Source organism: Streptococcus sp. 1004_SSPC, assembly GCF_001069025.1.
GTDB classification, from domain to species: Bacteria; Bacillota; Bacilli; order Lactobacillales; family Streptococcaceae; genus Streptococcus; species Streptococcus vestibularis.
This window is the reverse complement of the sequence record NZ_JWGQ01000118.1, coordinates 1-21,303: the sequence shown is the minus strand read 5'-3', so window position 1 is coordinate 21,303 and position 21,303 is coordinate 1. Positions and strand designations below refer to the sequence as shown.

Annotated in this window: 18 protein-coding genes and 5 pseudogenes; 20 read left to right on the top strand and 3 right to left on the bottom strand. The window is 35.6% G+C overall.

Translation table 11 applies throughout. The features are described from left to right. Positions 1-786 (top strand): annotated as a pseudogene (locus ADF62_RS08525) (ISL3 family transposase); the annotation flags it as partial. A 70-nt stretch (positions 787-856) separates the two neighbouring features. Here ADF62_RS08525 and ADF62_RS08520 read toward each other — a convergent pair. The 3 genes from ADF62_RS08520 to ADF62_RS08510 all read right to left on the bottom strand — a co-directional run bounded on the left by ADF62_RS08520 (position 857) and on the right by ADF62_RS08510 (position 4,368). Beyond that, positions 857-2,320 carry a replication initiation protein gene (locus ADF62_RS08520; protein WP_048788597.1) on the bottom strand — a complete coding sequence of 488 codons (1,464 nt, stop codon included), beginning with the start codon at positions 2,318-2,320 and terminating at the stop codon, positions 857-859. A gap of 709 nt (positions 2,321-3,029) precedes the next feature. Continuing rightward, positions 3,030-3,554, bottom strand: a complete 525-nt coding sequence (locus ADF62_RS08515) for a hypothetical protein (RefSeq protein ID WP_048788596.1) — start codon at positions 3,552-3,554, stop codon at positions 3,030-3,032. After that, on the bottom strand, positions 3,538-4,368 hold the full coding sequence (locus ADF62_RS08510) for a ParA family protein (RefSeq protein WP_048788595.1): 831 nt from the start codon (positions 4,366-4,368) through the stop codon (positions 3,538-3,540). Before ADF62_RS08510 ends, ADF62_RS08515 begins: the two co-directional genes overlap by 17 nt. Positions 4,369-5,889: 1,521 nt before the next feature. Between ADF62_RS08510 and ADF62_RS08505 the strand changes: the two genes are divergently transcribed. From ADF62_RS08505 to ADF62_RS08440, 19 genes and pseudogenes are all read left to right on the top strand, one after another. Further along, entirely contained in the window at positions 5,890-7,230 is a 1,341-nt protein-coding gene (locus ADF62_RS08505) for a DUF3854 domain-containing protein (protein WP_048788594.1), read from the top strand. A gap of 31 nt (positions 7,231-7,261) precedes the next feature. Then, positions 7,262-7,843: a GTP pyrophosphokinase gene (locus ADF62_RS08500; protein ID WP_048788593.1), complete on the top strand. Its 582-nt coding sequence runs from the start codon at positions 7,262-7,264 to the stop codon at positions 7,841-7,843. Between the two features lie 137 nt (positions 7,844-7,980). Further along, positions 7,981-8,775, top strand: a complete 795-nt coding sequence (locus ADF62_RS11620; protein ID WP_239665026.1) for a hypothetical protein — start codon at positions 7,981-7,983, stop codon at positions 8,773-8,775. A 111-nt stretch (positions 8,776-8,886) separates the two neighbouring features. Beyond that, positions 8,887-9,405 carry a hypothetical protein gene (locus ADF62_RS11615; RefSeq protein WP_239665025.1) on the top strand — a complete coding sequence of 173 codons (519 nt, stop codon included), beginning with the start codon at positions 8,887-8,889 and terminating at the stop codon, positions 9,403-9,405. A 103-nt stretch (positions 9,406-9,508) separates the two neighbouring features. After that, a pseudogene (locus ADF62_RS08490) lies at positions 9,509-10,201 on the top strand (ATPase, T2SS/T4P/T4SS family); the annotation flags it as partial. Positions 10,202-10,215: 14 nt separating this feature from the next. Then, positions 10,216-10,560 carry a Cas9 inhibitor AcrIIA9 family protein gene (locus tag ADF62_RS08485; protein WP_048788592.1) on the top strand — a complete coding sequence of 115 codons (345 nt, stop codon included), beginning with the start codon at positions 10,216-10,218 and terminating at the stop codon, positions 10,558-10,560. Positions 10,561-10,618: 58 nt separating this feature from the next. Next, the gene (locus tag ADF62_RS11610; RefSeq protein WP_239665024.1) at positions 10,619-11,215 is read left to right on the top strand and encodes a hypothetical protein; all 597 of its coding nucleotides are present in this window, start codon (positions 10,619-10,621) and stop codon (positions 11,213-11,215) included. A gap of 321 nt (positions 11,216-11,536) precedes the next feature. Further along, positions 11,537-12,073, top strand: coding sequence for a PcfJ domain-containing protein (locus tag ADF62_RS11605; RefSeq protein ID WP_239665023.1), 537 nt, complete (start codon positions 11,537-11,539; stop codon positions 12,071-12,073). A gap of 203 nt (positions 12,074-12,276) precedes the next feature. After that, positions 12,277-12,624: a hypothetical protein gene (locus ADF62_RS08475; protein ID WP_239665022.1), complete on the top strand. Its 348-nt coding sequence runs from the start codon at positions 12,277-12,279 to the stop codon at positions 12,622-12,624. 10 nt (positions 12,625-12,634) lie between these two features. Further along, positions 12,635-12,919: a hypothetical protein gene (locus ADF62_RS08470; protein WP_048788590.1), complete on the top strand. Its 285-nt coding sequence runs from the start codon at positions 12,635-12,637 to the stop codon at positions 12,917-12,919. A 21-nt stretch (positions 12,920-12,940) separates the two neighbouring features. Continuing rightward, on the top strand, positions 12,941-13,330 hold the full coding sequence (locus ADF62_RS08465) for a hypothetical protein (protein ID WP_048788589.1): 390 nt from the start codon (positions 12,941-12,943) through the stop codon (positions 13,328-13,330). 57 nt (positions 13,331-13,387) lie between these two features. Next, the gene (locus ADF62_RS11600) at positions 13,388-13,597 is read left to right on the top strand and encodes a hypothetical protein (protein ID WP_239665021.1); all 210 of its coding nucleotides are present in this window, start codon (positions 13,388-13,390) and stop codon (positions 13,595-13,597) included. Next, positions 13,554-14,258, top strand: coding sequence for an SAM-dependent methyltransferase (locus ADF62_RS11595; protein ID WP_239665020.1), 705 nt, complete (start codon positions 13,554-13,556; stop codon positions 14,256-14,258). The genes ADF62_RS11600 and ADF62_RS11595 overlap by 44 nt, the downstream gene beginning before the upstream one ends. Positions 14,259-14,414: 156 nt before the next feature. Next, positions 14,415-14,804, top strand: a complete 390-nt coding sequence (locus tag ADF62_RS11590; protein WP_239665019.1) for a hypothetical protein — start codon at positions 14,415-14,417, stop codon at positions 14,802-14,804. 719 nt (positions 14,805-15,523) lie between these two features. Continuing rightward, positions 15,524-17,450: pseudogene (locus ADF62_RS11925) on the top strand (SNF2-related protein); the annotation flags it as partial. A 1,164-nt stretch (positions 17,451-18,614) separates the two neighbouring features. After that, a pseudogene (locus ADF62_RS11225) lies at positions 18,615-18,932 on the top strand (IS3 family transposase); the annotation flags it as partial. A 2-nt stretch (positions 18,933-18,934) separates the two neighbouring features. Then, positions 18,935-19,420: a hypothetical protein gene (locus ADF62_RS08450; protein WP_239665017.1), complete on the top strand. Its 486-nt coding sequence runs from the start codon at positions 18,935-18,937 to the stop codon at positions 19,418-19,420. A 2-nt stretch (positions 19,421-19,422) separates the two neighbouring features. Further along, positions 19,423-20,514 carry a M20/M25/M40 family metallo-hydrolase gene (locus ADF62_RS08445; RefSeq protein ID WP_048788587.1) on the top strand — a complete coding sequence of 364 codons (1,092 nt, stop codon included), beginning with the start codon at positions 19,423-19,425 and terminating at the stop codon, positions 20,512-20,514. Next, positions 20,507-21,303: pseudogene (locus tag ADF62_RS08440) on the top strand (lantibiotic dehydratase); the annotation flags it as partial. The gene ADF62_RS08445 and the pseudogene ADF62_RS08440, both read left to right, overlap by 8 nt.

Here is a 21,303-nt window from a genome sequence, read left to right as displayed (position 1 = left end):
CTGGGATGAGTTTGGGTTCAAGAAAGGGGAATTGGCTTTTGTGGCGCAGAATTATGAGACAAATGAACTCATAACCATCCTTGATAATCGCCGCCAAACCTCTATACGAAACTACTTTTTAAAGTATCCATTAAAAGTTCGCCAACAGGTGCAATTTATCACGATGGATATGTCTGGAGCTTATATTCCACTTGCCAAAAGACTTTTTCCAAACGCCAAAATTGTTCTTGATCGTTTCCACATTATCCAGCACCTTGGTCGTGCCTTTTTAAAGACAAGAATTGCGATTATGAACCAGTTTGATAAGAAGTCTCTACCCTATCGAGCCTTGAAAAATCATTGGCGACTCTTCCAAAAGGACAGCCGTAAGTTATCTCTCAACTCTTTTTATTCAAAGACATTCCACCAAACCTTAAGTCCACATGAAGTTGTTGGGAAAACACTAGACTTTTCAGAAGAGCTTACTGACTACTATACACTTTATCAGCTCTTACTTTTTCACTTTCAGGAGAAGAGAGTAGATGAGTTTTTTGAACTCATTCAAGAAAACTTAAAAGACGTCAATCACTACTTCAAAACAGTCTTTAGGACCTTTCTTAGACAAAAACCATATATCAAAAATGCACTAGAAACGGACTATTCAAACGCAAAACTTGAAGCAACTAATAAATTGATCAAAGACATCAAACGTCTAGGATTTGGTTTTAGAAACTTCATCAACTTTAGGAAGCGGATCTTAATCACTCTGAACATACATAAAAAGAGGACCTATCCGGTCCTCTCTAGATGTTAGCTTTTCGTCACCCACTACAGTTGACAAAGAGCCTATATAATCTATTCTAAAACATATCTGATGTTATATTTTAAAATAACTCAGTATATCAGCTAAAAGTTGTTCTCTCGTTTCTTCAAAACGGCTTTCAGACAGGGAGTTCAACCCTTCCTCTTTAAGTTCCGACAGTTTCTCTCGTAACAGATTATCTGCTAAATGTTTAATATTTGCCTTATTGTCTTCGTCTGACGTCTTAGAGAGCTCCAATTTAATAACTGATCTAACTTCTACTACTACTAGTCTTAAACGGTCTTTTTCATCTGTTCTGTTTTCATAATTTGGATTAGACCAGTCTGGAACATTTGATGGGCGGTTATCCTTATTAGTTGAATGACTATCTCTCAAGTCTGAAAGTTTTGTGTATCCTGCTACTTCCCATTTATTGAGCAAGGTTCTTGTCCAACCAAAAGTACGGTTTCCGTCACTTCCTGTTCTTTCCAATGCCTCAATGACTAGCTCATGGTCCATTGTTTCAAGCCAATGTTTAAATTGATTCTTATTATTATAGTTGTCCGCTTTACTTCCTTTAGGAAAGATTGTGTAGAATTTTTCCATCACGATAGCCATTTTACGCTTGATATCTAATTCCTTCTTCTTCTCGAAAGTTATGACTTTATCATTTGTGGCAACAATACGTCTCAAATCATCATCGAATGGCTTAAATCTAAAAATATAATGGGTAATAGATTTTCCTTTTTTGATTCGCTCTACTGTTAAATCCTGTATTACAGGAAGGCCATGCTCATCAACTAATAGCGTATTAATTTCATCCATTGCTTGCTGCAGCTTCGTACCCTTTGAACGAAGTAAACTAGGGCTATCCAAAATCAAAACTTCTTGTTCAAGCTCTTCAGCTGTATCTTTTACAAAGCCAGTTTTACGCCAGTCCGCTAGATGTCTAAATAATCGTTTAGAATACTTACTCTTCAATAAGTTATGGTAATCACGCCCATACTGAATGTACTTAGCTTTTTTACCCCACTCAGGGTTATTGAAAAGATCTTTAACTGTACGCTTGACCTCTACTTTTACTTTTGTTCCATCTTCTGTAGTAACTTCTTCATACTCAGTATATTCCGCATCAGACAAATGGATTTTAATGAGTTTATGTTCATGGTCTACTCTAAAGGTCTTGAATAGTGGAATAGAGGTGTAAGAGACTACCTTACCATCGACAACTTTTTCGGGATGTCGATATACAATTTTAGTCATTCTTTCCTCTAGTTCCTCAACTGTAGTTTCAAATCGTTTTCCAGTCCTAGGAACAATCTTTTGTTCCCTAGAACTGAAAAATGTATTTCCTGCTAACATTGCCAGACTCGAATAAGAAAAGATTGCTGCTTCGTTTTCGTCATAAACATCTCGCAACTCACCAAATATAGAATAAATCATGTTTTCTTGAAGAGGTGAAAGGTCTCCAAGTTGAAACATTTGGGTAAACTTATTATCATATTTGATGATTTCTCTGAACTCTCTATTCTCTACCAAATGCTTCTACCTCTCTTAGTTCATTCATCATACATTTTGGTTGTATTTTAAATAAAAGTAATTATTTTACTATAAGCTAATTACTCACTGCAATATGTGATAGGGTATAAATATATTAATTTACAACCCTTTTGTATGATATTATATCACTAATATTCTGATTTTCATAGTATTTTTTTAAATTTACAACCATTTTGTAGGATATACATACAATTTTATATGACATACATACATTTTTGTAAACTTAACATGCAACTTTATAGGACATACATACCGATTTGTAGGATACACCTGCCATTTTATATGACATACATACATTTTTGTAGACTTAACATACAACTTTGTGTGACGTTCATGCAAAGTTATAGGATATACCTACCAATTTGTAGGATATACATACAGTTTTATAGGATAAATGTACGCTTACCTCAATAACAGCAAGGGTTTCAGAAGTTCTACTACTTAAACTATAATTAACTACTTAGTTACTATAATTAACCACTTAATACTACTTAATACTATTTAAACTATTATTACTAAAACAAAATTAATAATACTAAGCTTTATAACATCACTATTTTCTCTCTCAACTATATTCTAAATCACAACAAAACAAAAAGTGTAGTAATTACCTACACTTTTGTATGCAAAAAATGATTTCAATACGAGTTACCTACATTTTTGTATGATAAATACATATTAAATTAGATTACTTAAAACTCATCTCAGTTTCTACCAATGTATTAAACAACTCCTTTTGTTCCTCATCTAGAAGTTGATACATCTGATCTAACATTTCAGTGAATAGCTTATCAGATCCTCCACGTTTAGGATAATTGCCATTTTCTCCTTTGAGGTCTTTTTTATTTAAAACAGCTCTTAATGCACTAAAACGAGACATTGATAATTGTGTCATGTTTAGATTCGAACGCACTTTTTCTTCCGGAGTTTTTGCTGGTTCAAGTTTAGTAGGAATTTTGTGTTTTTCTTTTTTCTGAGTAACAATATTTACTTTTTTAGGAGAAACAGCAGCTTTTTTGGGTTCTACACTTGCTTCAGTTAGATAGGCAATATCATGCTTCTCCTTAAGTTTATCAATTACTACTTCTTCAATCTCTTTCCCTTTAAAAAAACGGTCAAATACTTCATTAGCTGTTGTGCGATCATTTGATTCAACAGCTGTTAAAAGGTTATTATAATTTCTTTGTTGGATAGTATTAAGCTTTTTCGCCATTGTGTTCTCCAATCGTCTTAATTAGTTCATTCATAACATTTGTGATTTGTTTTTGAGGGATGCTATAGCCACTATTTGTAAAAACATTTGCTTGATTAGCAATCATATCTTTGTATTGTTTATTATTAAATAAGTATTGCTCAAAAACTTTAGTATTATGTTCTTCCGCAATTTTCTCAAGAGTTGCTACTGCTTCTCTTGCTTTGACTTGTTTAATTGATTTTTTACTAAAGCCTGGCCCCTTATCAACCTGAGTTATAACGATTCCAGCAATAACAATATCAATTCCAAAGAAAGAGAATCCTTCTTGAACAGCTTCAATATCTTCGATTGTATCTTTTACACCTTCAATCCCAAACTTATCAGGTGTAGTAGGAATAAGAACATAAACTTTTGAATTCGTAAAAAGGGTACTTGTTGTAGAAACACCAAAAAACGGAGGTGTATCAAAGAGTACAAAATCGTAGTAATCATTGATATCTTGAACTACGTTCCTTAAACGAAAATCCCTATCTTTTAGTCCTGAAGCTTCACTCTCCCAGTTCTTCATCAGCTTACTACCTGGAAGCAGATCATATCCGTCCACGGGGACAATAGCATCAGCTACTTCTACTTCTTTTTTTAGTACAGAATAAATCCCTTCTTGTTCGTCTTCGTTCACTCCTGCTGCCGTAGTTAGATTGCACTGACCATCTAGATCACCTGCACACGTTTTATAACCAGCATTTCCTAGAGCTTGAGCCAATAGTAAACTTAATGTTGTTTTGGCTGCTCCTCCTTTTTCATCCATCACTACGATTGTATTTGCAACCATATTTACTCCTTTCAATCCGATATGTACGATACACTATGTATAACAATGCGATACATATAATTAACTACTTAAAGTATACCATATAGAAATCTATTAGCAAGTACTGTGTAAGATATATCGTAAACAATACATGATACACTATGTATAGTATATAAAAGAATATATGGCCTAACAAGGTTATCACGGATTAGCTAATACATAGTGTATCGTTTACTATATACTATTCAAAAACAAAACATATTACAGTGTCTCAAACTACAACAAGAGTTATACCCGATACACTATGTATTATCTAAAAAAAGAAAATATATAATAGACGATGTATCTTACAAATATATATTATACATAATGTATCGATATATAGTGTATTATGCTCGAGTTCTAACTCAAACATAATACAATTTGCACACTACACTATACATAGCATTACTATATATAAATGAGTAACAAAACAAATTGCAAATCTTTTATCGTGTATTATGGACGATGTATAGTATATAGCTAAATAATGTATAGTTAGGCATTGTATCGTATATCATTTATAAGATACTTATGAAAATCAAGAACATCAAAGTACATCACTATACACGATATATTATGTAGTGTAAATAATATATTGTTTATTATCTATCGTATACGGTATATAGTCTACGATAGATAGTCTACGATGTATAGTGAACGATACATTTTAAACTATATATATGATTACATTTTATTGTTTAATAAGTTACATATTAAAAATAGTATAAAGAGCGTAATAGGTGGTTAACGATACAAGATACATAGTTTAGCAATGTATCTTGTATGTTTTTATTTCATGACGTTTGGTTCTACGTTTGTTACGAATGGTGAGCTATACATAATGTGTTGTAAAGTATAGACTATGTATAGTATATAATACAATGAAGAGTAGTATATATAGTTATAATTCGAATAACGATTTACTTGTAATGTTAGTTTCTCTTTGCTATACTAAAGTCATAAATAATTATATTTATATCTTTTTCACTACCTCTAACGGTGAATTCATAGTCAAGTGACTATTTTAAAAGTAAACATGGAAGAGGAGGTGCGACCACTGGTTCTGTCACGGCGATAAGCATACCATGTTTGATTGGGTTAAAAGGGAGCGTACTAGCTTTTAGCTATCAGTTAAGCCATCAGACAGAAGAAGGGGCTTGACGCTTACAACAGGTACGAGATAATTTGCCTTTAATTTTTTGAAAGGCTACAACAAACGTTATTAGCAGATAAAAGCATAACGAGAAGTTTCCTATGGTTTTCCATAGGTATGTGCATCCTTGTTTTTTGAGACAAGGCTTGCCGGCTTCTTTGTTATGTTTTTTTTGTTTTGAGTTTAGGTAGATGGACAAAAAAGGAAGGCGATATCTCGATGATTAGTGGTGAGGAACAGATGTTCCCAACTCTAACTTGTCGGCAAACGGAGGAAAGGCTACGAACAGGTGTTTGAGACTTTCCAAGGTCACTTTACAACAATGTTATATTTTATAAGGAGAAAAAATGACAAAAATTATTACGATTGGACAAACCGAAATGATTAGGGTAGGACGTGATTACCCTTGTCCTATTTGTGGGAAACCAGATTGGTGTCTAGTTTTTGCAGATCAGACTAAGGCTGTCTGTGCTAGAAAGATTGACCTAGACAAACCACAATTTGGTAGTGCTGGGACTATTTATGATTTGGACCCTAAAAAAGCGAAAGAGGTAACTTTTAAACCTAGTTGGAAAAGTCAACCTTTGGCAAGTATCTCTACACTTCACAAGGTAAATTCTCTTGTGATAGATGTGTTGGGTTTGACTAAGGACCATGTCAAGCACTTAACAAGTGCGGAACGAGGTCTTTCTGTTGAGACCATTGCACTGCGTGGCTACGCTTCATCAACAAAGCAAACACGTCAGAAGCAGGTTGATACAACAGTATCTCATCCAGCAACTATTTGGGAAAATCTCTTTGTTGCAAATGGGCTTCCTAAAGATGCTTGGCGTGGAGTTCCTGGCTTCTATTGGAACGAAAACGCAAAATGTCCTATTTTTGAATCAAAAGATGGAATCCTAATTCCATGTCGCAATTCATGGGGACAAATTGTAGGTTTTCAAGTACGTCTTGATAACGTTAGTTATCAAGCCAAAGTAAACGAAACCTTTCAAGAGGGACGAAATGCACGTACTGCTAAAGTCTTCCAAAATGAAGATGGAAGTTTCGATTGGTATGTGTTTGCTAAAGGTTCATCACACGAATTAGCAAGTGGGATAACTAAGGAAACTAGTGTTAAACTTCGTTCTGGACTTGAGTTGACATTTAAAAAAGGGCAAAAATATGTCTTTGTATCGTCAGCATATAAGCCAGAGGGAACAAGTGCTAAGTCTTTTCCCCATTTTGCTTATTCTGATGCTATTTTAGAACAAGCACGTTTTTCGGATGAAGACAAGGCTAAAGTCAACCTTATGAGTAAGGTTGATAACCTTCTAGTTACGGAAGGTTTGCTTAAAGGAGATATCACCGCCTCAGTTGCGAAAAACACTCATCTTTCTCAATTGGGAAATATCTGTGTCATCTCTATGGCAGGAGTAGCAGCATGGCGTCCTATCTCGGACTTTATCGGAAAGACTGAGCTCAAAAAGGTCAAACCTATTTATCTAGCATTTGACCAAGACTTTGAGGATAATGACTCGGTATTTGAACGTATGTATGACATGGTTCAAGATCTAGTTACGAAGCAGACTTGTATGGTTCGTGCTCTAATCTGGCCTCACGAAAAGGGAATTGATGATTTCCTTTTGAAAGCTTCCCCAGAAGAAAAGATTAAGTTCAAAACGTATAATAAACAGGATATGGTATAATGAAGAAAAATTATTTGGAAACGTATAAGGGTTGAATATCAAGAAAGTAGAGCGACTGATCTTTGAAATCAACACCATTCATAAAAAGTACTCAGAGGAGTATTTTGAAAGTGGTAAACTTGCTCAAGTCAATCTTAATCACACTTTTGCGAAGGTGCCAGTTGATGAGATTCTAAAATATCGTTTGAATCTGCACGAATCTATCAACGATTATTTGATGGTGGCAGATGTCAGCGATATTAGTTACTTCTATCGAATGAAGACATCTGAATCTATTTTAGATAAGATTGAGCGTTTTACTAAAAGAGCAGAAGGGTATCTAGTAAATTCGGTTTTAAATGATATTTTTGGAGCACGTGTCATTTTGCCAACATCTGTCATTACTGAAGTGATGGATCGTTTAGATGATTGGAAGGAAGAATACGGTCTTAAAAATTGGTATTTAAAAGATACTGAAGATTATACTGGCATCCATCTCTACTTTAAAAACAAGAGTCATTTCTATTATCCTTGGGAATTACAAATCTGGGATAAGAATGATATTTCTCGAAATATAGAGAGTCACAAAAGACATAAACGAGATTTTGCAAGGAAACTTGGTAACAATAATTAGGTTTCCTTTTTTTACGCAATAAATTGTATGTCATACTATGTATAGTTCATAGTGTATCGTACATAGTACATATAAGAGAAAGAGGAAGGTAGTAGCTTTAAGCTTTACCTTCCTTTTTGCTATTAAGGAGAAAAACAATGGCAAATTTACTAGCAGTAGCACAACAAACAACTAAAAAAGTCACTTTTCCTAAGATAAAAGAGACTGATAAAGCTGAAGATATCGTGAGAAAGTTTTGTACTTATTATGCGAATATTCGCAGATATCAAAGTCAGGAACTTTTTTCTCAAGAAGTCGGAGCAGTAGCAGTAGAGGTATTCGGACAAGATAATGTCTATACAGCCTATAAAGTCAAAGACATCATGGGTGATATCGAAACCATTGGTTATGATCAAGCTCATTTTTCGAATACGTTAAAAAGACTGTTTGAGGGTATGAGTTTGAGAGATGAAGAAAATCACGAACACCTTTTCGGTGAACAGATTCTTCTTACACTTCATGGAAGTAGATTACCTGCTACTAAAAGTGCAGAAGATACCAAACGCACTTTGTATCTTCTCATTATCGACGCTTCAAAGGTCAGAGTACCTTTGAAGAAAAACCTAAGTTTTTGGAGAGAGAGTAGTTCTCAAACGAGGTATGGACTAGTATCTTTTAGCTTTCTTGAATTGATGTCTATCCATAGTGAAGGTATCTACAAGGAATGTAGTTATTATGGAAATATCCAAAAGACAGCTAACCTTAATGCACAATATGTTAATCAGTCAACTAAGACGATAGCCAGTGTACGTGAGGATAAAATCTTTCAAGATCATGAAATGAACAGTAATACGTCATTTCTTGATTTAGGGTTTTCGAAAGTCGAAGTAGATACCGAGCGTTATCGAGGTAGTGATTTTGACAAGGAGAAATTCAGGGTTCTAGAGAAATAATGGGAGAAGTTGTGTAATCACTTACCTCATTCTACTGTAGAACCTGAACTCAAATTCCGAAAGCTTGGAAAACATAAAGCAAGCGGACTTTATGTGCCAGGGTTAAATATCATGGCAGTTGATGTAAGAGATTCCTCATCATTTATACATGAGTATAGTCATTATCTAGACTATACGTATGATCAATCAGGTATCATTAGCTCTACTTCACATAGCTTTAAAGATATTCGTAATATCTACAAGGCTAGCTTGCTGAAACTTATTCAAATAGCAGAGAAAACCAGAACGGACTTAGCTCAAGCTGTTCATATTAAGAAGAAGTTGGATTATTATTTGACACCGACTGAAGTGTTTGCACGTGGCTTTGAATGGTGGGTTTTTGAAACTTATACCAAAGATTCAGAACTGCTATCTGATGAAGCAACTTACTATACTCGATTAGAGTATAGGGCTTTGAGGCAATGTCGACACCTTTTGTTCTCATTTTTTGACACGTTCTTTGAGAACTATTGTGCAATGCAACCTATTTATAAGGTAGAGAAGGATCCAAAAACACTAGTAGCTTGTCGAAAGCCACTTGAAGATAAACCAACAACTGAAGGAGAACAGTTAACCTTGTTTGAGTTCTGAGAGGAGAAAAACAATGATTGTAAACAATATTTTAAAAGAAGTTATCGATAATAATATCCAAGATATTACCTTCTTCCCACATGGTTAAGATTACGAGGTAGCATTTAGAAATTCTGATGTTAAACAGGTCCATGACTTCATTTCATCAGAAGATGCGGATGCTCTATTTGGTTATATTAAATTTATGGCTGATATGGACGTAACAAAAAAACGTTGTAGTCAGGTAAGAACTTGTGACTATCAGTTGGATGATGGTAGAGTTATCACCATTAGGATATCGACGATAGTTAATTTTCAAGGACTAGAAACAATGTCTATTCGACTTATTCATGTGAATGAGCGACGAATTTCTTTGAGTGAGTTTGGTAGTAGTTGTATGGAAGAAGTGCTTGAACAAGTACGCATTCCAGGCTTGCATGTCATTACTGGTCCGGAAGGTGTTGGCAAAATGACTTTAGCCTACTCGTTACTTGCTGAAGCTTTTAAAGAAGGTAAAGTAGTAACAATTGAAAGACATGTTGAAATTAAGGAAATGTCTTTTTACCAACTACAAGTCAATAAGGCTAACGGTATGGAATTGAAAAATCTCGTGACTTTTGTATTACGCTCCAACCCTGATGTCTTGTTTATTGGTGAAGCTAATACGCAAGAAGAAGTAGAAGTAGTACTTATGGCAGTTTCTGCAGGAATAAATGTCGTTACAACAGCTTATCAAGATGACTTTTCAATCCCACACGATGTTTTAGAAATGAAACAAGGAAAAGATGGAAAACGAAACGTAGCTTTGATTAAATAAAAGAGGAGAAAACAATGACTGGTACAATTAAGATTGATGCTTTTGACCGCTTCATGGCAGTAAGCCATTTTGATGAAGAAATGGCTGAAACACATACACCGACTGAGGATGCTATGGCTTACTGCATCAGAAAAGCCAGTAAATCTGACTATAGGGAGGGTCAGGGTGCTATGGTTGATGATGCCACAGTCTTTTCTTGGGTTAAAGAGTATTTTACCGGTGAAAAGGTTGAGACTAAACCAGTCGTAGGTAATATGACTACTGGTAGTAAGAAATCAACCAAGCAACCAGCTAAGAAGCCAAAAAAGAAACAGTTAGATCTTTTTTCAGATTTATCTGTTGAAGAAGGCGAATTTTAACAACAACAAAATAAAAAATGGTCCTAGGGCCATTTTTTATTAATTAAGGAGAAAAACAATGACAAAAGCAGAGAATATTCAAGAAATCGTAGATAATCGTTTAAAAGTTCCTAACGGATTTTTCAAATGGGCGAAGAATAATTTTCCTATCTATGAATGGTCAAATAAGTCTAAGACAATTATCTCTTCCGACCGAAAAAAATTCTCGGAAAAGGTTACAAAACGCTTATCACTTAACAGCCGTTTAACCTTTGTAGGAGATATTTTTTACTTTGTCTGGATGGGAGTCACAAAGAAACGCATTGAAATGCAAATGTATGCTATCACTCAAAATATTGTTGATGGAAAAGAAAAGTTTGACGTCAGCCTTTATAACTTTTATCAGCTTGCCAACAATAAGATGGTGAAAGCACATTGGGATCCATATCTTTCAGCTAAAGAAGGTAAAGAAGTCTATAGTACTGGATTCCAAAATCAGAGAAATGCTCTCTTTTTTGGCTCTGGTGCATTTAGTGTCTATACGCTTTATGGTGGTATGGAAAATCTTATTCAGAAGTTACAAACAAAATCTGAGTTGAGATATTTAGATTTTGGACACGTGATTAAAGATAATTTTGAGATAAGCTCAGTGCTACCTCATATCTATAAATATTGAGAATGTATTGAATTCGCTCAAAAAATAAAGGCGCGTGGAGTCGTCAAAGAATTGGTAGGTACTACGTTTTATAGTTCTTATTACTCATGTAGTCTTGGACATAAGCATGCAAATATGGGTAGGGTTACTATGAATTTTCTCAGAAGGAATAAACAGTATCTAAAAAATACGGATATGGATATCGAAAAGGCATTTTTCGAGGAAGATATGCGTAGACAATATGGTCGAACGTTCGAGGGTTTATACGAGTTGCTTATAAATGCTATGGTTCCTAACAGGACGCCACTAATTAAGCGTTTAAATAGTATCTTACCATCCACGATGAAACCAATTCGTTTCATTAATTGGATGATGAAGAGTGAGGTATGTCTTCGTGATTATGAGGACTATCGAGAAATGGTAGAAGCTCTGGGAATTTCATTTGATGGAGATTATGTAGTTATACCTAAAAATTGGGAAAACAAACATACAGAGATTGTCGAAAATTATTCGTTTCTTCTCGAGAATCAACTAGAACATGGGACTCATTTACGTGTAACTAATGCCGTAAGTAATTTGAGAGCGGAGAAAAGGCGACGTGAGGAAGAAAAGAAAGAGGCGAAGTTGAGAATTGTAACAGCTGAACGCTTGGCAAACATGATGAAGGCTCAGACAACATTTGACAAGTATGCATTTATCTTTCCTAAAAATGAAAGTGAAATTGTCAGAGAGGAGAAACACCTACATCACTGTGTTGGAAGGTATACAAAGGAACACTTTGTCTACGGTTCCTCTATTATTGTCTTCGTACGTGATAAAACTGACAAAGAAACTCCTCTTTATACCCTAGAATTGAAAATAATAGGATTATTCAACTGAGGGGAGAAAGGAACAAGGCTGCAGATGAAGAGGCTAAGAAAGAAGCAGAACAATTTTTAGCCCATTGTGGAAAGCTTAAAATTGAGTTTTAGATAAGGGGAGAAAAAATGAAACTGAGAACTCATTATGAGTCAACTGCGTTTTCATGTTATACTAGAGATAACACTATACGTGATTTCATGTATAATTCAGAGAGAAACGTCATGAAGTTGACTATTGTTCTTTATAATAATAAAAAGATGATTGGAAAATACCTGGTTGATACAATCAGTAAAACCTTAGATACGTTTGAAAGGAAAGATGATTTTTTGTTGAACACAGAATTCACCTATGAACGTATGGTAGATTTTCTAAAAGTGCGTCAAATTGATTTTGGACGAAAAAAACGAAAGGAACTTTTAGGTTATACCTATACAGTTCCCGATGTCTGGCACGAAATTGCTATGACACACGGTTTTGATACCGATGATTTTTATTGGGTATCAATACCAGAACTAAATGATGAGCCATTTGTTTTAGAAGATCATCATCCTAATTTAAGTAGAAAATAGGAGAAATACTATGACTGTATTTACTTCTAGCAAAGGAACTCAAGAGAAATGGTTGAAAGATGACTATTTCTATAAGAGAGATTTTTTTGGTGGGGAGGCTGAAGCTGAGTTTCTGGTCTATGAGTTTTTGAAAAGTTGTGGGATTGAAGATTATGTACCTTACGAAAAAGTAGGTAGTGATCTTTGTCGTTCACAAAATTTCATACCAGAAGGTGGAAGCTTCGTTACGATGTTTCGTTTGCTGCAACAAAGGGGGTATACGGAATCAGATATCGAACAAATAGCCAAGAAGTAAACTCAAGAGCAGTATAACTTTTTGAAAAAAGAGTTGGCTGAGATTGGTTTTTCAGAAGCCGAGCTTGATTCGATATTTGCCAGACTCTTTGAGATTGATCGCTTAACCTTAAATGTTGATAGACACTGGAATAACTTTGGGATTATCTTTTCTAAAAATGAACCGTCATATCTATTAACTTTGTTTGATTTTGGTTACTCTCTAGGAGTTACCTTTCCCAGAACAATGCCTACGCATGTAGCTATTCGTAAGAGTAAAGCTATGACAGTCAGCAAAGGCTTTGATAAGCAATGTGAACTGTCTGGAGCATTCTCTTTTGACATTCAAGATAGTTTTATTGAGTTCCTCAAAAAAAGGAAAACACGAGAGGCTTACATATTTTTGAGTCGTATAAACAAATACTACAACTAAAAAGAAAGACTTGGTATTACAACAGGTCTTTTTTAGTTTTAAGGAGAAAGAACAACAATGGAAGAACAAAAAATTAATACAAAAACAATGACTAAAGCAGAAAAGGTTCAAGCTAACCTTTCTGCCATTAAACTTGTGAAAGCACTCGAAGCAGATAACCGTCTAGCTGATAGTGCCGAACAAGAAATTCTCTCTAACTATGTTGGTTGGGGAGGAGTTGCTAATGATTTCTTTGATAGTAAGATTAATCATTTTGCATGGAATTGAACTTGATACCATTACTGGTGCTATTGCTAAACACCTTCATCAAGACGCTACTGTTTTAGTCCAAGGATTTGAAACAGTAAACTTTGAAGGGACACCATTTGACTTGGTCATTACGAATGTTCCATTTGCGGATGTTCGCATTGTCGATAAAGCTTATGATAATAAACCTTATCGTATTCATGATTACTTCTTTAAGAAAGCTATTGATTTGGTACCCTATCATGGGATGGTTGCTGCTATCACTTCAACTGGTACTGCAGATAAGGGTGCTGGTTCCATTCTGCCAGAACTCCGTCGTATCGGAACTCAGTTTTTAGGTGGTGTCCGCTTACCAAATACTGCTTTTAAAGATGCTGGAACACGAGTGGTAACAGATATCCTATTTTTCCAAAAAGGAGCATTTATCCCTGTTCCCGATAATAATATCGACTTCTGGTCTTCAGATAGAGATAAACTTCCCTTTGATAAACGTGTCTCACTCAATCCCTATTTCTTCCAGGATGCTATTTGTAAAAATCCTTGTGTCCTAGGTGATTATCAAGTACGTCATTTCAATGGTGGAACACTGGATCTTGTGGTAGATAGCTCTTTTGACTTAGCTTCAGAGCTTCAAGAAGCACTATCAAAAGTTACAGTGCCTTTCGAAGTAGAGAGACTATAATCTCGGGATATTATCCTTAAAGAAGAAGTGAATCATTTTGACCAAAACTTACTTACTTTACTTGACATTCGATAGAACGAGTATGCTTTTGATAAAAATGGACGTGTCTATTATCGTGATAACACGTCTATCCGTCCTAGCTCACGTGCAGCTGAAATGATTTTTTATCAAGACGAACAAGGACAGTTTGTAAAATATGATGATAAATACAAAGAAGAAGCCATTTTAGACTTTGAAGCAGCAGTAGAAGCAGACCCTAATATTGTTACGAATACATGGGTAAGTCAAACACCTTATAAAGCAGCTAAAAGTAAAGGGCTTTACAAAGGTATTTATTTCTATGAAACACCCCTTACGAATACAGAAAACAAGCGTATTCGTGGCATGGTTGCTATCAAAAATGATTATCAAGCCATTATTGATATTCAAATGACGACAGACTATGATGAAGGGAAATTCAAACAACTGCTTGCAACACTTAATCAAGCCTACGATACTTTCAAGAAGAAGTATGGTTATCTCAATAAAAACACCTCCATCAAGTGATGTCAGCAGTAGAAGCCTTGAATGTGTCGCTTTCAGAAGGTCGTGGCGTTGATTTGAACCTCATGAGTTCTGTATATCCAGATGTTTCAGAAGATATGATGATTTCAGAACTAGGTGAGACAGTGATGATTGATGTGGAACGCTATATTGATGATAAGACTGTACACTATGTTACCAAGGATAAATTCCTTTCAGGTGATGTTCTTGCTAAACGTGATTGCATTCACTCTCTCATTGAAGACGGAGATACACAAGCGGATTGGGAACGTTATTTGGAACTGATTTTATCTGTTGTACCAGAACCAGTTGTCTTATCTGATATTGATTTCAGCATTGGTTCTAGCTGGATTCCTAGTAACGTCGTATCTCAATGGGTGTTTAATGAATTGTTGGATGAAAAGGTTGGTCTCCATTCTGAAGAAGCTAAAGCACTATTAGTGAAATCCAGAATCGGACGAGGTTTCAACGAACGCTTGTTAAACTGCTATATGAGTCGTCAATCTAACCTTCGTTTAGGTCTATGTGATGAGTACAATAAAAGCTACTCACACGCAACAGATATTGTGGCCCACTTGCTTACAAGTAATCAATCAACAATCATGCGTAACTTTGGTACGACTGAAAACCCTATACGTAAGGTTGATGAAGTGGCTACAGCAAACCTACGTGAGTGTGAACGTGTTCTACAAGAAAGCTTTAAGAACTTTATTCATGAAAACCCAACAGTCCAAGAAGTGATTGAAGATACCTACAATGAAGTTTTTAATCGCTATGTGACACGTCAATATGACAGAAGTCTCTTGGAGTTTGATGGGTTGGCTAAAGGTGTAGAGCTTCGCCCTCACCAAAATAATGCCGTACAACGTATTCTTGAAGAGAGACGTGCACTGCTTGCTCACGAAGTGGGTACTGGTAAGACACTAACCATGATTTCAGCAGCTTTCAAGATGAAAGAGCTTGGGCTTATTCATAAACCATTGTTTGTGGTTCCATCTAGTCTAACAGCACAATTTGGTCAAGAAATTATGCGTTTCTACCCTACCAAGAAAGTGTTTGTTACGACTGAGCAGGATTTTGAAAAGTCACGACGTCGCTTGTTCGTTTCTCGTATTCTAACGAGCGACTATGATGGTATTGTGATTGGACATTCTCAATTTGAGAAAGTTCGTGTCTCACAAGAACGTGAACAAGTCTTTATTTCAGAAAAGATTGATGAGCTTGATGAGATCATTAGTTACGCAAAAGCTAATGACGACAAAATTACTTTCAAGCAAGCACAATCGATGCGTAGAAGTCTTGAGGCAAACTTAGAAACGTTGCTTGAAAACAAGACTGGTATTGATGAGTTTATCAACTTTGAAAGCCTTGGTATTGATATGCTCTTTGTTGATGAGGCCCACGGGTACAAGAATGTCCGTCCTATGACACGTTTGGGGAACGTTGCTGGTATTACCAACCGTACCTCAAAAAAGAATATGGATATGGAAATGAAGGTGCGCGTGCTTCAGGAAGAGCATGATACACGTCATGTTGTTTTTGCGACTGGTACGCCTGTTTCCAACTCTATCAGTGAAATGTATACCATGATGAATTACCTTCAACCAGATGTTATGGAACATTTCGGTGTCAGTTTCTTTGACGCTTGGGTTGGTGCATTTGGGATTGTTGAGAATAGTCTCGAGCTTTCTCCTACTGGAGATAAGTACATCTCACGTAAACGCTTTGCTAAATTTATGAATCTCCCTGAGCTAATGGCAATTTACCGTCAGACTGCAGATATCCAAATGACTGAAGACCTTAATCTTCCAGTTCCTATGGTAGAAAAGGTAGCGGTTGAGAGTCAGTTGACTGATAACCAAAAGGTTTATTTGGACGAGCTTGTAGAACGCTCAGACCGCGTTAAAAATGGGAGTGTAGATCTTAGTGTAGATAACATGCTCAAAATCACTAGTGAAGCCAGAAAGTTGGCTTTAGATATGCGTTTGCTTAATGCAGAGCTCTATGTAAGAGCTGATGCAGATAAACTCATGCAAGTAGTTGAGCGAGTGGATAAGATTTATCAGATGGAAACTAAGCATAAAGGGACACAGATGATTTTCTCTGACCTTGGAACTCCTAAAGGCAAGGGTTTCTCTGTTTACCAAGAGTTGAAAGATTTGCTTGTTGAACGTGGGATTCCAGAAGAAGAGATTGCTTTTATTCACGATGCTGCTAACAAAAAGGCTAAGCTCCAACTTCAACGTCAAATGAATGCTGGTGAGATTCGTATTCTCATGGCTTCAACGGAAAAAGGGGGAACCGGCCTTAACGTACAACGTCGTATGAAAGCTGTTCATCATCTCGATGTGCCTTGGAAACCGTCTGATATTATCCAACGTAATGGACGCTTGGTTCGTCAAGGAAATATCTATCGTAAGGTAAATATTTTCCACTATATCACCAAGGGAAGTTTTGATAACTACCTTTGGCAGATTCAAGAAACAAAGCTCCGTTATATTACGCAAATCATGACCAGTCGTACACCGATGCGAGCTTCAGAGGATATTGACGAGCAAACACTTTCAGCCTCTGAATTTAAAGCCATTGCGACAGGTAATCCATATCTTAAACTTAAGATGGAACTTGATAACGAATTTGAGTTGTTGTCTAATCGTCGTAAGGCTTGGGAACGTGATATTGCTTTGTCTCAAAAACGTATTAAGCAAGCCCTTAAAGATAAGGAAAATTATGAGAAGAAACTTTCTCTATTAGTCCAGGATAAAGAGCTTGCAGAAAAGACAAAACCTTGGAAAGAAGTGGTTGAAAAAGAAGATGGTAAGAAATATGAGGTTGAACATAACCCATTTGTTATGACATTTGAACCAGATGGATACGAGGCAACTAAGAAAGATGTTGCAGGTAATCAACTGAACTATGCTATGCAAATGAATGTTGCCTCTGATCCACTACATATGAAAATGACAACCCTTGCTCATTATCGTGGTTTTGTCCTTCGTGCGTTGGAACAAAAATCACCTTGGCAACCAGAACGCATGCTTGACCTGCATATTATTGGTCAAAATAGCTATGCTGTTCGTCTAGACTTTGCGAGTGGTATTGGGACTATCCAGCGTATCAACAATGTTATTGATGGTATGGATAAACAAGCCAAACTCTTACAGGAAAACATTGAACGTTGTTCAGAAACTATTAAGCGAGGAGAAGCTGCAGATGTTTTTGCAGACCAAGCTCGTCTTGACTATGTATCAGCAAAACGTGCCATTGTTAATCCTCTTATCGAAGTCGAGAACGAGTCTAAGAAGCCTACTGTAGAACAAATTGAAGAAGCAATCAATGCTTTTGACTTGCAATATAAGGCAGACCATCCAGAAATGGATGGGGACTCTGATGTAAAAGTTAGCTCAATCACTGAGGAATATAGTGCTAGCTATGATCCTGATGAAGAAAGCGAACTTGTTGAAGCTATCGATGAGTCAGTAGATGAAGCAGAAGCTGCCTTCGAGGAAGAAGTAGTGGCTCAAGAAACCGTTGAAGAAACGACTCATGTTGTTGTTTCACAGGAAGTTCTTGATATGGCTGATGACTTCCTAGAAAGTATTTCTGAACTCTTTGGAATGACTGAAGAACATAATGACAATGTTGCTACAGAGGTAGAAGAAGTAGAAGTTTACGAAGAAATTTCACTATTTGACTTTGTTTAAAATGCGAAGGGTATTGTTAGTATCACTTTTGCAGCATGAAAACACCCTAAAAATGAACTGCACCCCAAAAGTTAGACAGAAAAAATCTAACTTTTGAGGTGTTTTTATTATGAAATTAACTTATGAGGACAAGATTCAGATATATATACTGAGAAAACAGGGGAGAAGCTTCAAAGAGCTTTCAAAAAGATTTGGTGTGGATGTTTCTGGACTAAAATATATGGTGAGGTTGATTGAACGTTACGGAATAGAAATCGTCAAAAAAGGGAAGAATCGTTACTATTCTCCCGAATTAAAGGAAGAAATAATTAATAAAGTTTTGCTTAAAGGTCGTTCACGAAAAAGTGTATCTTTAGATTATGCTCTACCCAATCCTTCTCTGTTGAAAAATTGGATAGCACAATACAAGAAAAAGGGTATTTCCGTATCATGGATAAAATCTCTCCATATTCTTATGCACACTATATGTTTGACAGTGTATTGGCACAAACCATTTTAAATATTTTGATTTTACTCTTCATAACCTTGGCAGGGGTTCTAGTGGGAAATTTAAAAGTAACGGATTCATATCTTTCTATTTCGAGTTTATTACTTTATTTTGGTTTTTATTATATTGTAATCGGTTTTCTACTAGGAACAACCTTTAATGATGAGACGCTGGCTTCAGCCTCTATGCCAATCTTCTTCGCCTTTATGATGTTGAATATTACACCAAACATCATGAGTACAATGAAAATGCCAGACATAATTGTAACAATTCAAAAATTTTTCCCTGGTTATTATTACAATGAGGTGCTTTTACATAAAACTGCCGAAAACTTCTTACAAGCTTTTCTAGTGATTACACTCTATGTTTTTATTGCTGGACTTGTGACAGTTATTGTAAATAAATTTTTACAAATAAATAGGAGATAGTAATGGATAGACTTGCTTCAAATCAGTTATTTGCACACTATGAATGGTTGCATCATCAACCAGAACCAGGCTTTTCTGAGGAAAAAACAAAAGATTATGTAAAACGGATTTTACACAAAGTGAATCTTGAAAAAATTTCTGAAGGAAAATTAGGATTGATTTATCAATATAGAGGGCGGGAAGAGCAAGATAAGTACTATGACCTAGCCTTTCGCTCAGAGTTGGATGCGGTAGAAATTAATGAGAGTGCTCAAGTCTATTACCATGGGTGTGGGCATGATGCTCACACTAGTATTCAATTAGAACTTGCAACCTATGTAGCCCAAAATAAACCAAAATTAAATATTTTGTTCATTTTTCAAGCTAGTGAAGAAAAATACGGTGGCGCAAAAGAAGTTTGCAAATTTCTGAAAGAAAGCAATATTTCAATATCAAAAATGTATGCTCTCCATGTCACCTCGGATTTGTATTCTAACTATGTATCAATTAATAAGGGAGATGTTCTAGCAGCAGGTTTGACATGTCGTTTAAAACTCTTATTAAAGGATAGTGGACATGTAAGCCATCAAGGAGAAAGTGCAGCAAGGCTATTTGCTAAGTTGGTTTTGTTGTCAGAAAAAATGAATGAACCAGATGTTCATTGTACAATTACAAATTTTTCTTCTAATGGATCTCACAATGTATCTTCCACAGAACTATCTTTTAATATTACTTTTAGAGCAAAAACTTCTGAAAAGTGCAAGATTAAACAACAAATTTTTTTGGACCAGTTGAATGTTGAGTATCAAAATGAAGTTGTTATGAATTACCCTGTGTTACACAATGATGTAGCGCTCTATGACTGGGTTTATCAAAAATTGTCTCAAAGTGAAGTCATAAAGGTAGTAGAGACTCCCTTCATATTTTCTTGTGATGACTTTTCTGTTTATGGTAAGGAATTGAATGTGGCGACATGCTACTTCTTTATTGGCGCCTATAACAAGGGTCACGCTATCCATACACAGAAATTTATAACCCCAAAAGCTACTTTGCTACGAGGATGGTATGTGATGATATTATTGGTTGAAAAGGAGACTGAACGAATCAATGGTTAAGAATATCTACTATAGAAAAACAAACTTTCCAAATAAAGAATTTTCTAAGATTTTCCAACAAGAGTTTTTTCAAACGTTACGCACTTATCAGTTTGAATACTCTCATTTAGTGGAACAGTTAGAATTGACCCATGAAACTGGAATCGAAGAACTAAATCAGGTGATTCAAGATTTTCCAGAAAGCAAAAATAAACAACGACTACTTAAATTTTCACATGATTTTTACAATAATCGCGGTGAGTTAGCCAATAAATATCATAAAATATCCTCACTGCTTCCGTCTAAACTGACCACTATCTTTGATTCTTATTTTGAATATCAAAGACAAATTGTCGAGAATGAAGACAAGGTTGAAAAGCTGGTTCATCAACAGTATCTAAATGAGAAACAGTTAATCATGGCAGGTTTATCTAAATATCCTGATTTTGTTAAAAATACGAAAATGATTGACCAAACTCTTTATCAAAAAATAAAAAAATTACTTAAAACAGATGTTGAAAAACACAATAAAAAGCAACGTCAAATGGATGTTTTTTTGTATAACTACTATACTCGCATCGCTACTAAAACAAGTCCACTAGGTTTATTGGGGACAACTGGTGTATACGGACGAGAGCCGTTTGATTTAAAGAAAAACATCGTTATGTCGGTGAATTCTTCTATTATTTTAAAACTATTTGATCGGATTTATCTAAATCCAAATTATCAGCCATACTTAACATTTAAAGGCTCTTTGTCAACTGTAGTGGGTGACGAAAAGCTAACATCTAGAGAGGACCGGATAGGTCC

Coding starts and splice junctions, on each gene's coding strand:
- ADF62_RS08515 (WP_048788596.1), bottom strand. CDS start 3,554: ATGGCGAAAAAGCTTAATACTATCCAACAAAGAAATTATAATAACCTT.
- ADF62_RS08510 (WP_048788595.1), bottom strand. CDS start 4,368: ATGGTTGCAAATACAATCGTAGTGATGGATGAAAAAGGAGGAGCAGCC.
- ADF62_RS08505 (WP_048788594.1), top strand. CDS start 5,890: ATGACAAAAATTATTACGATTGGACAAACCGAAATGATTAGGGTAGGA.
- ADF62_RS11620 (WP_239665026.1), top strand. CDS start 7,981: ATGGCAAATTTACTAGCAGTAGCACAACAAACAACTAAAAAAGTCACT.
- ADF62_RS11615 (WP_239665025.1), top strand. CDS start 8,887: ATGGCAGTTGATGTAAGAGATTCCTCATCATTTATACATGAGTATAGT.
- ADF62_RS08485 (WP_048788592.1), top strand. CDS start 10,216: ATGACTGGTACAATTAAGATTGATGCTTTTGACCGCTTCATGGCAGTA.
- ADF62_RS11610 (WP_239665024.1), top strand. CDS start 10,619: ATGACAAAAGCAGAGAATATTCAAGAAATCGTAGATAATCGTTTAAAA.
- ADF62_RS11605 (WP_239665023.1), top strand. CDS start 11,537: ATGAAACCAATTCGTTTCATTAATTGGATGATGAAGAGTGAGGTATGT.
- ADF62_RS08475 (WP_239665022.1), top strand. CDS start 12,277: ATGAAGTTGACTATTGTTCTTTATAATAATAAAAAGATGATTGGAAAA.
- ADF62_RS08470 (WP_048788590.1), top strand. CDS start 12,635: ATGACTGTATTTACTTCTAGCAAAGGAACTCAAGAGAAATGGTTGAAA.
- ADF62_RS11600 (WP_239665021.1), top strand. CDS start 13,388: ATGGAAGAACAAAAAATTAATACAAAAACAATGACTAAAGCAGAAAAG.
- ADF62_RS11595 (WP_239665020.1), top strand. CDS start 13,554: ATGATTTCTTTGATAGTAAGATTAATCATTTTGCATGGAATTGAACTT.
- ADF62_RS11590 (WP_239665019.1), top strand. CDS start 14,415: ATGATTTTTTATCAAGACGAACAAGGACAGTTTGTAAAATATGATGAT.
- ADF62_RS08450 (WP_239665017.1), top strand. CDS start 18,935: ATGGATAAAATCTCTCCATATTCTTATGCACACTATATGTTTGACAGT.
- ADF62_RS08445 (WP_048788587.1), top strand. CDS start 19,423: ATGGATAGACTTGCTTCAAATCAGTTATTTGCACACTATGAATGGTTG.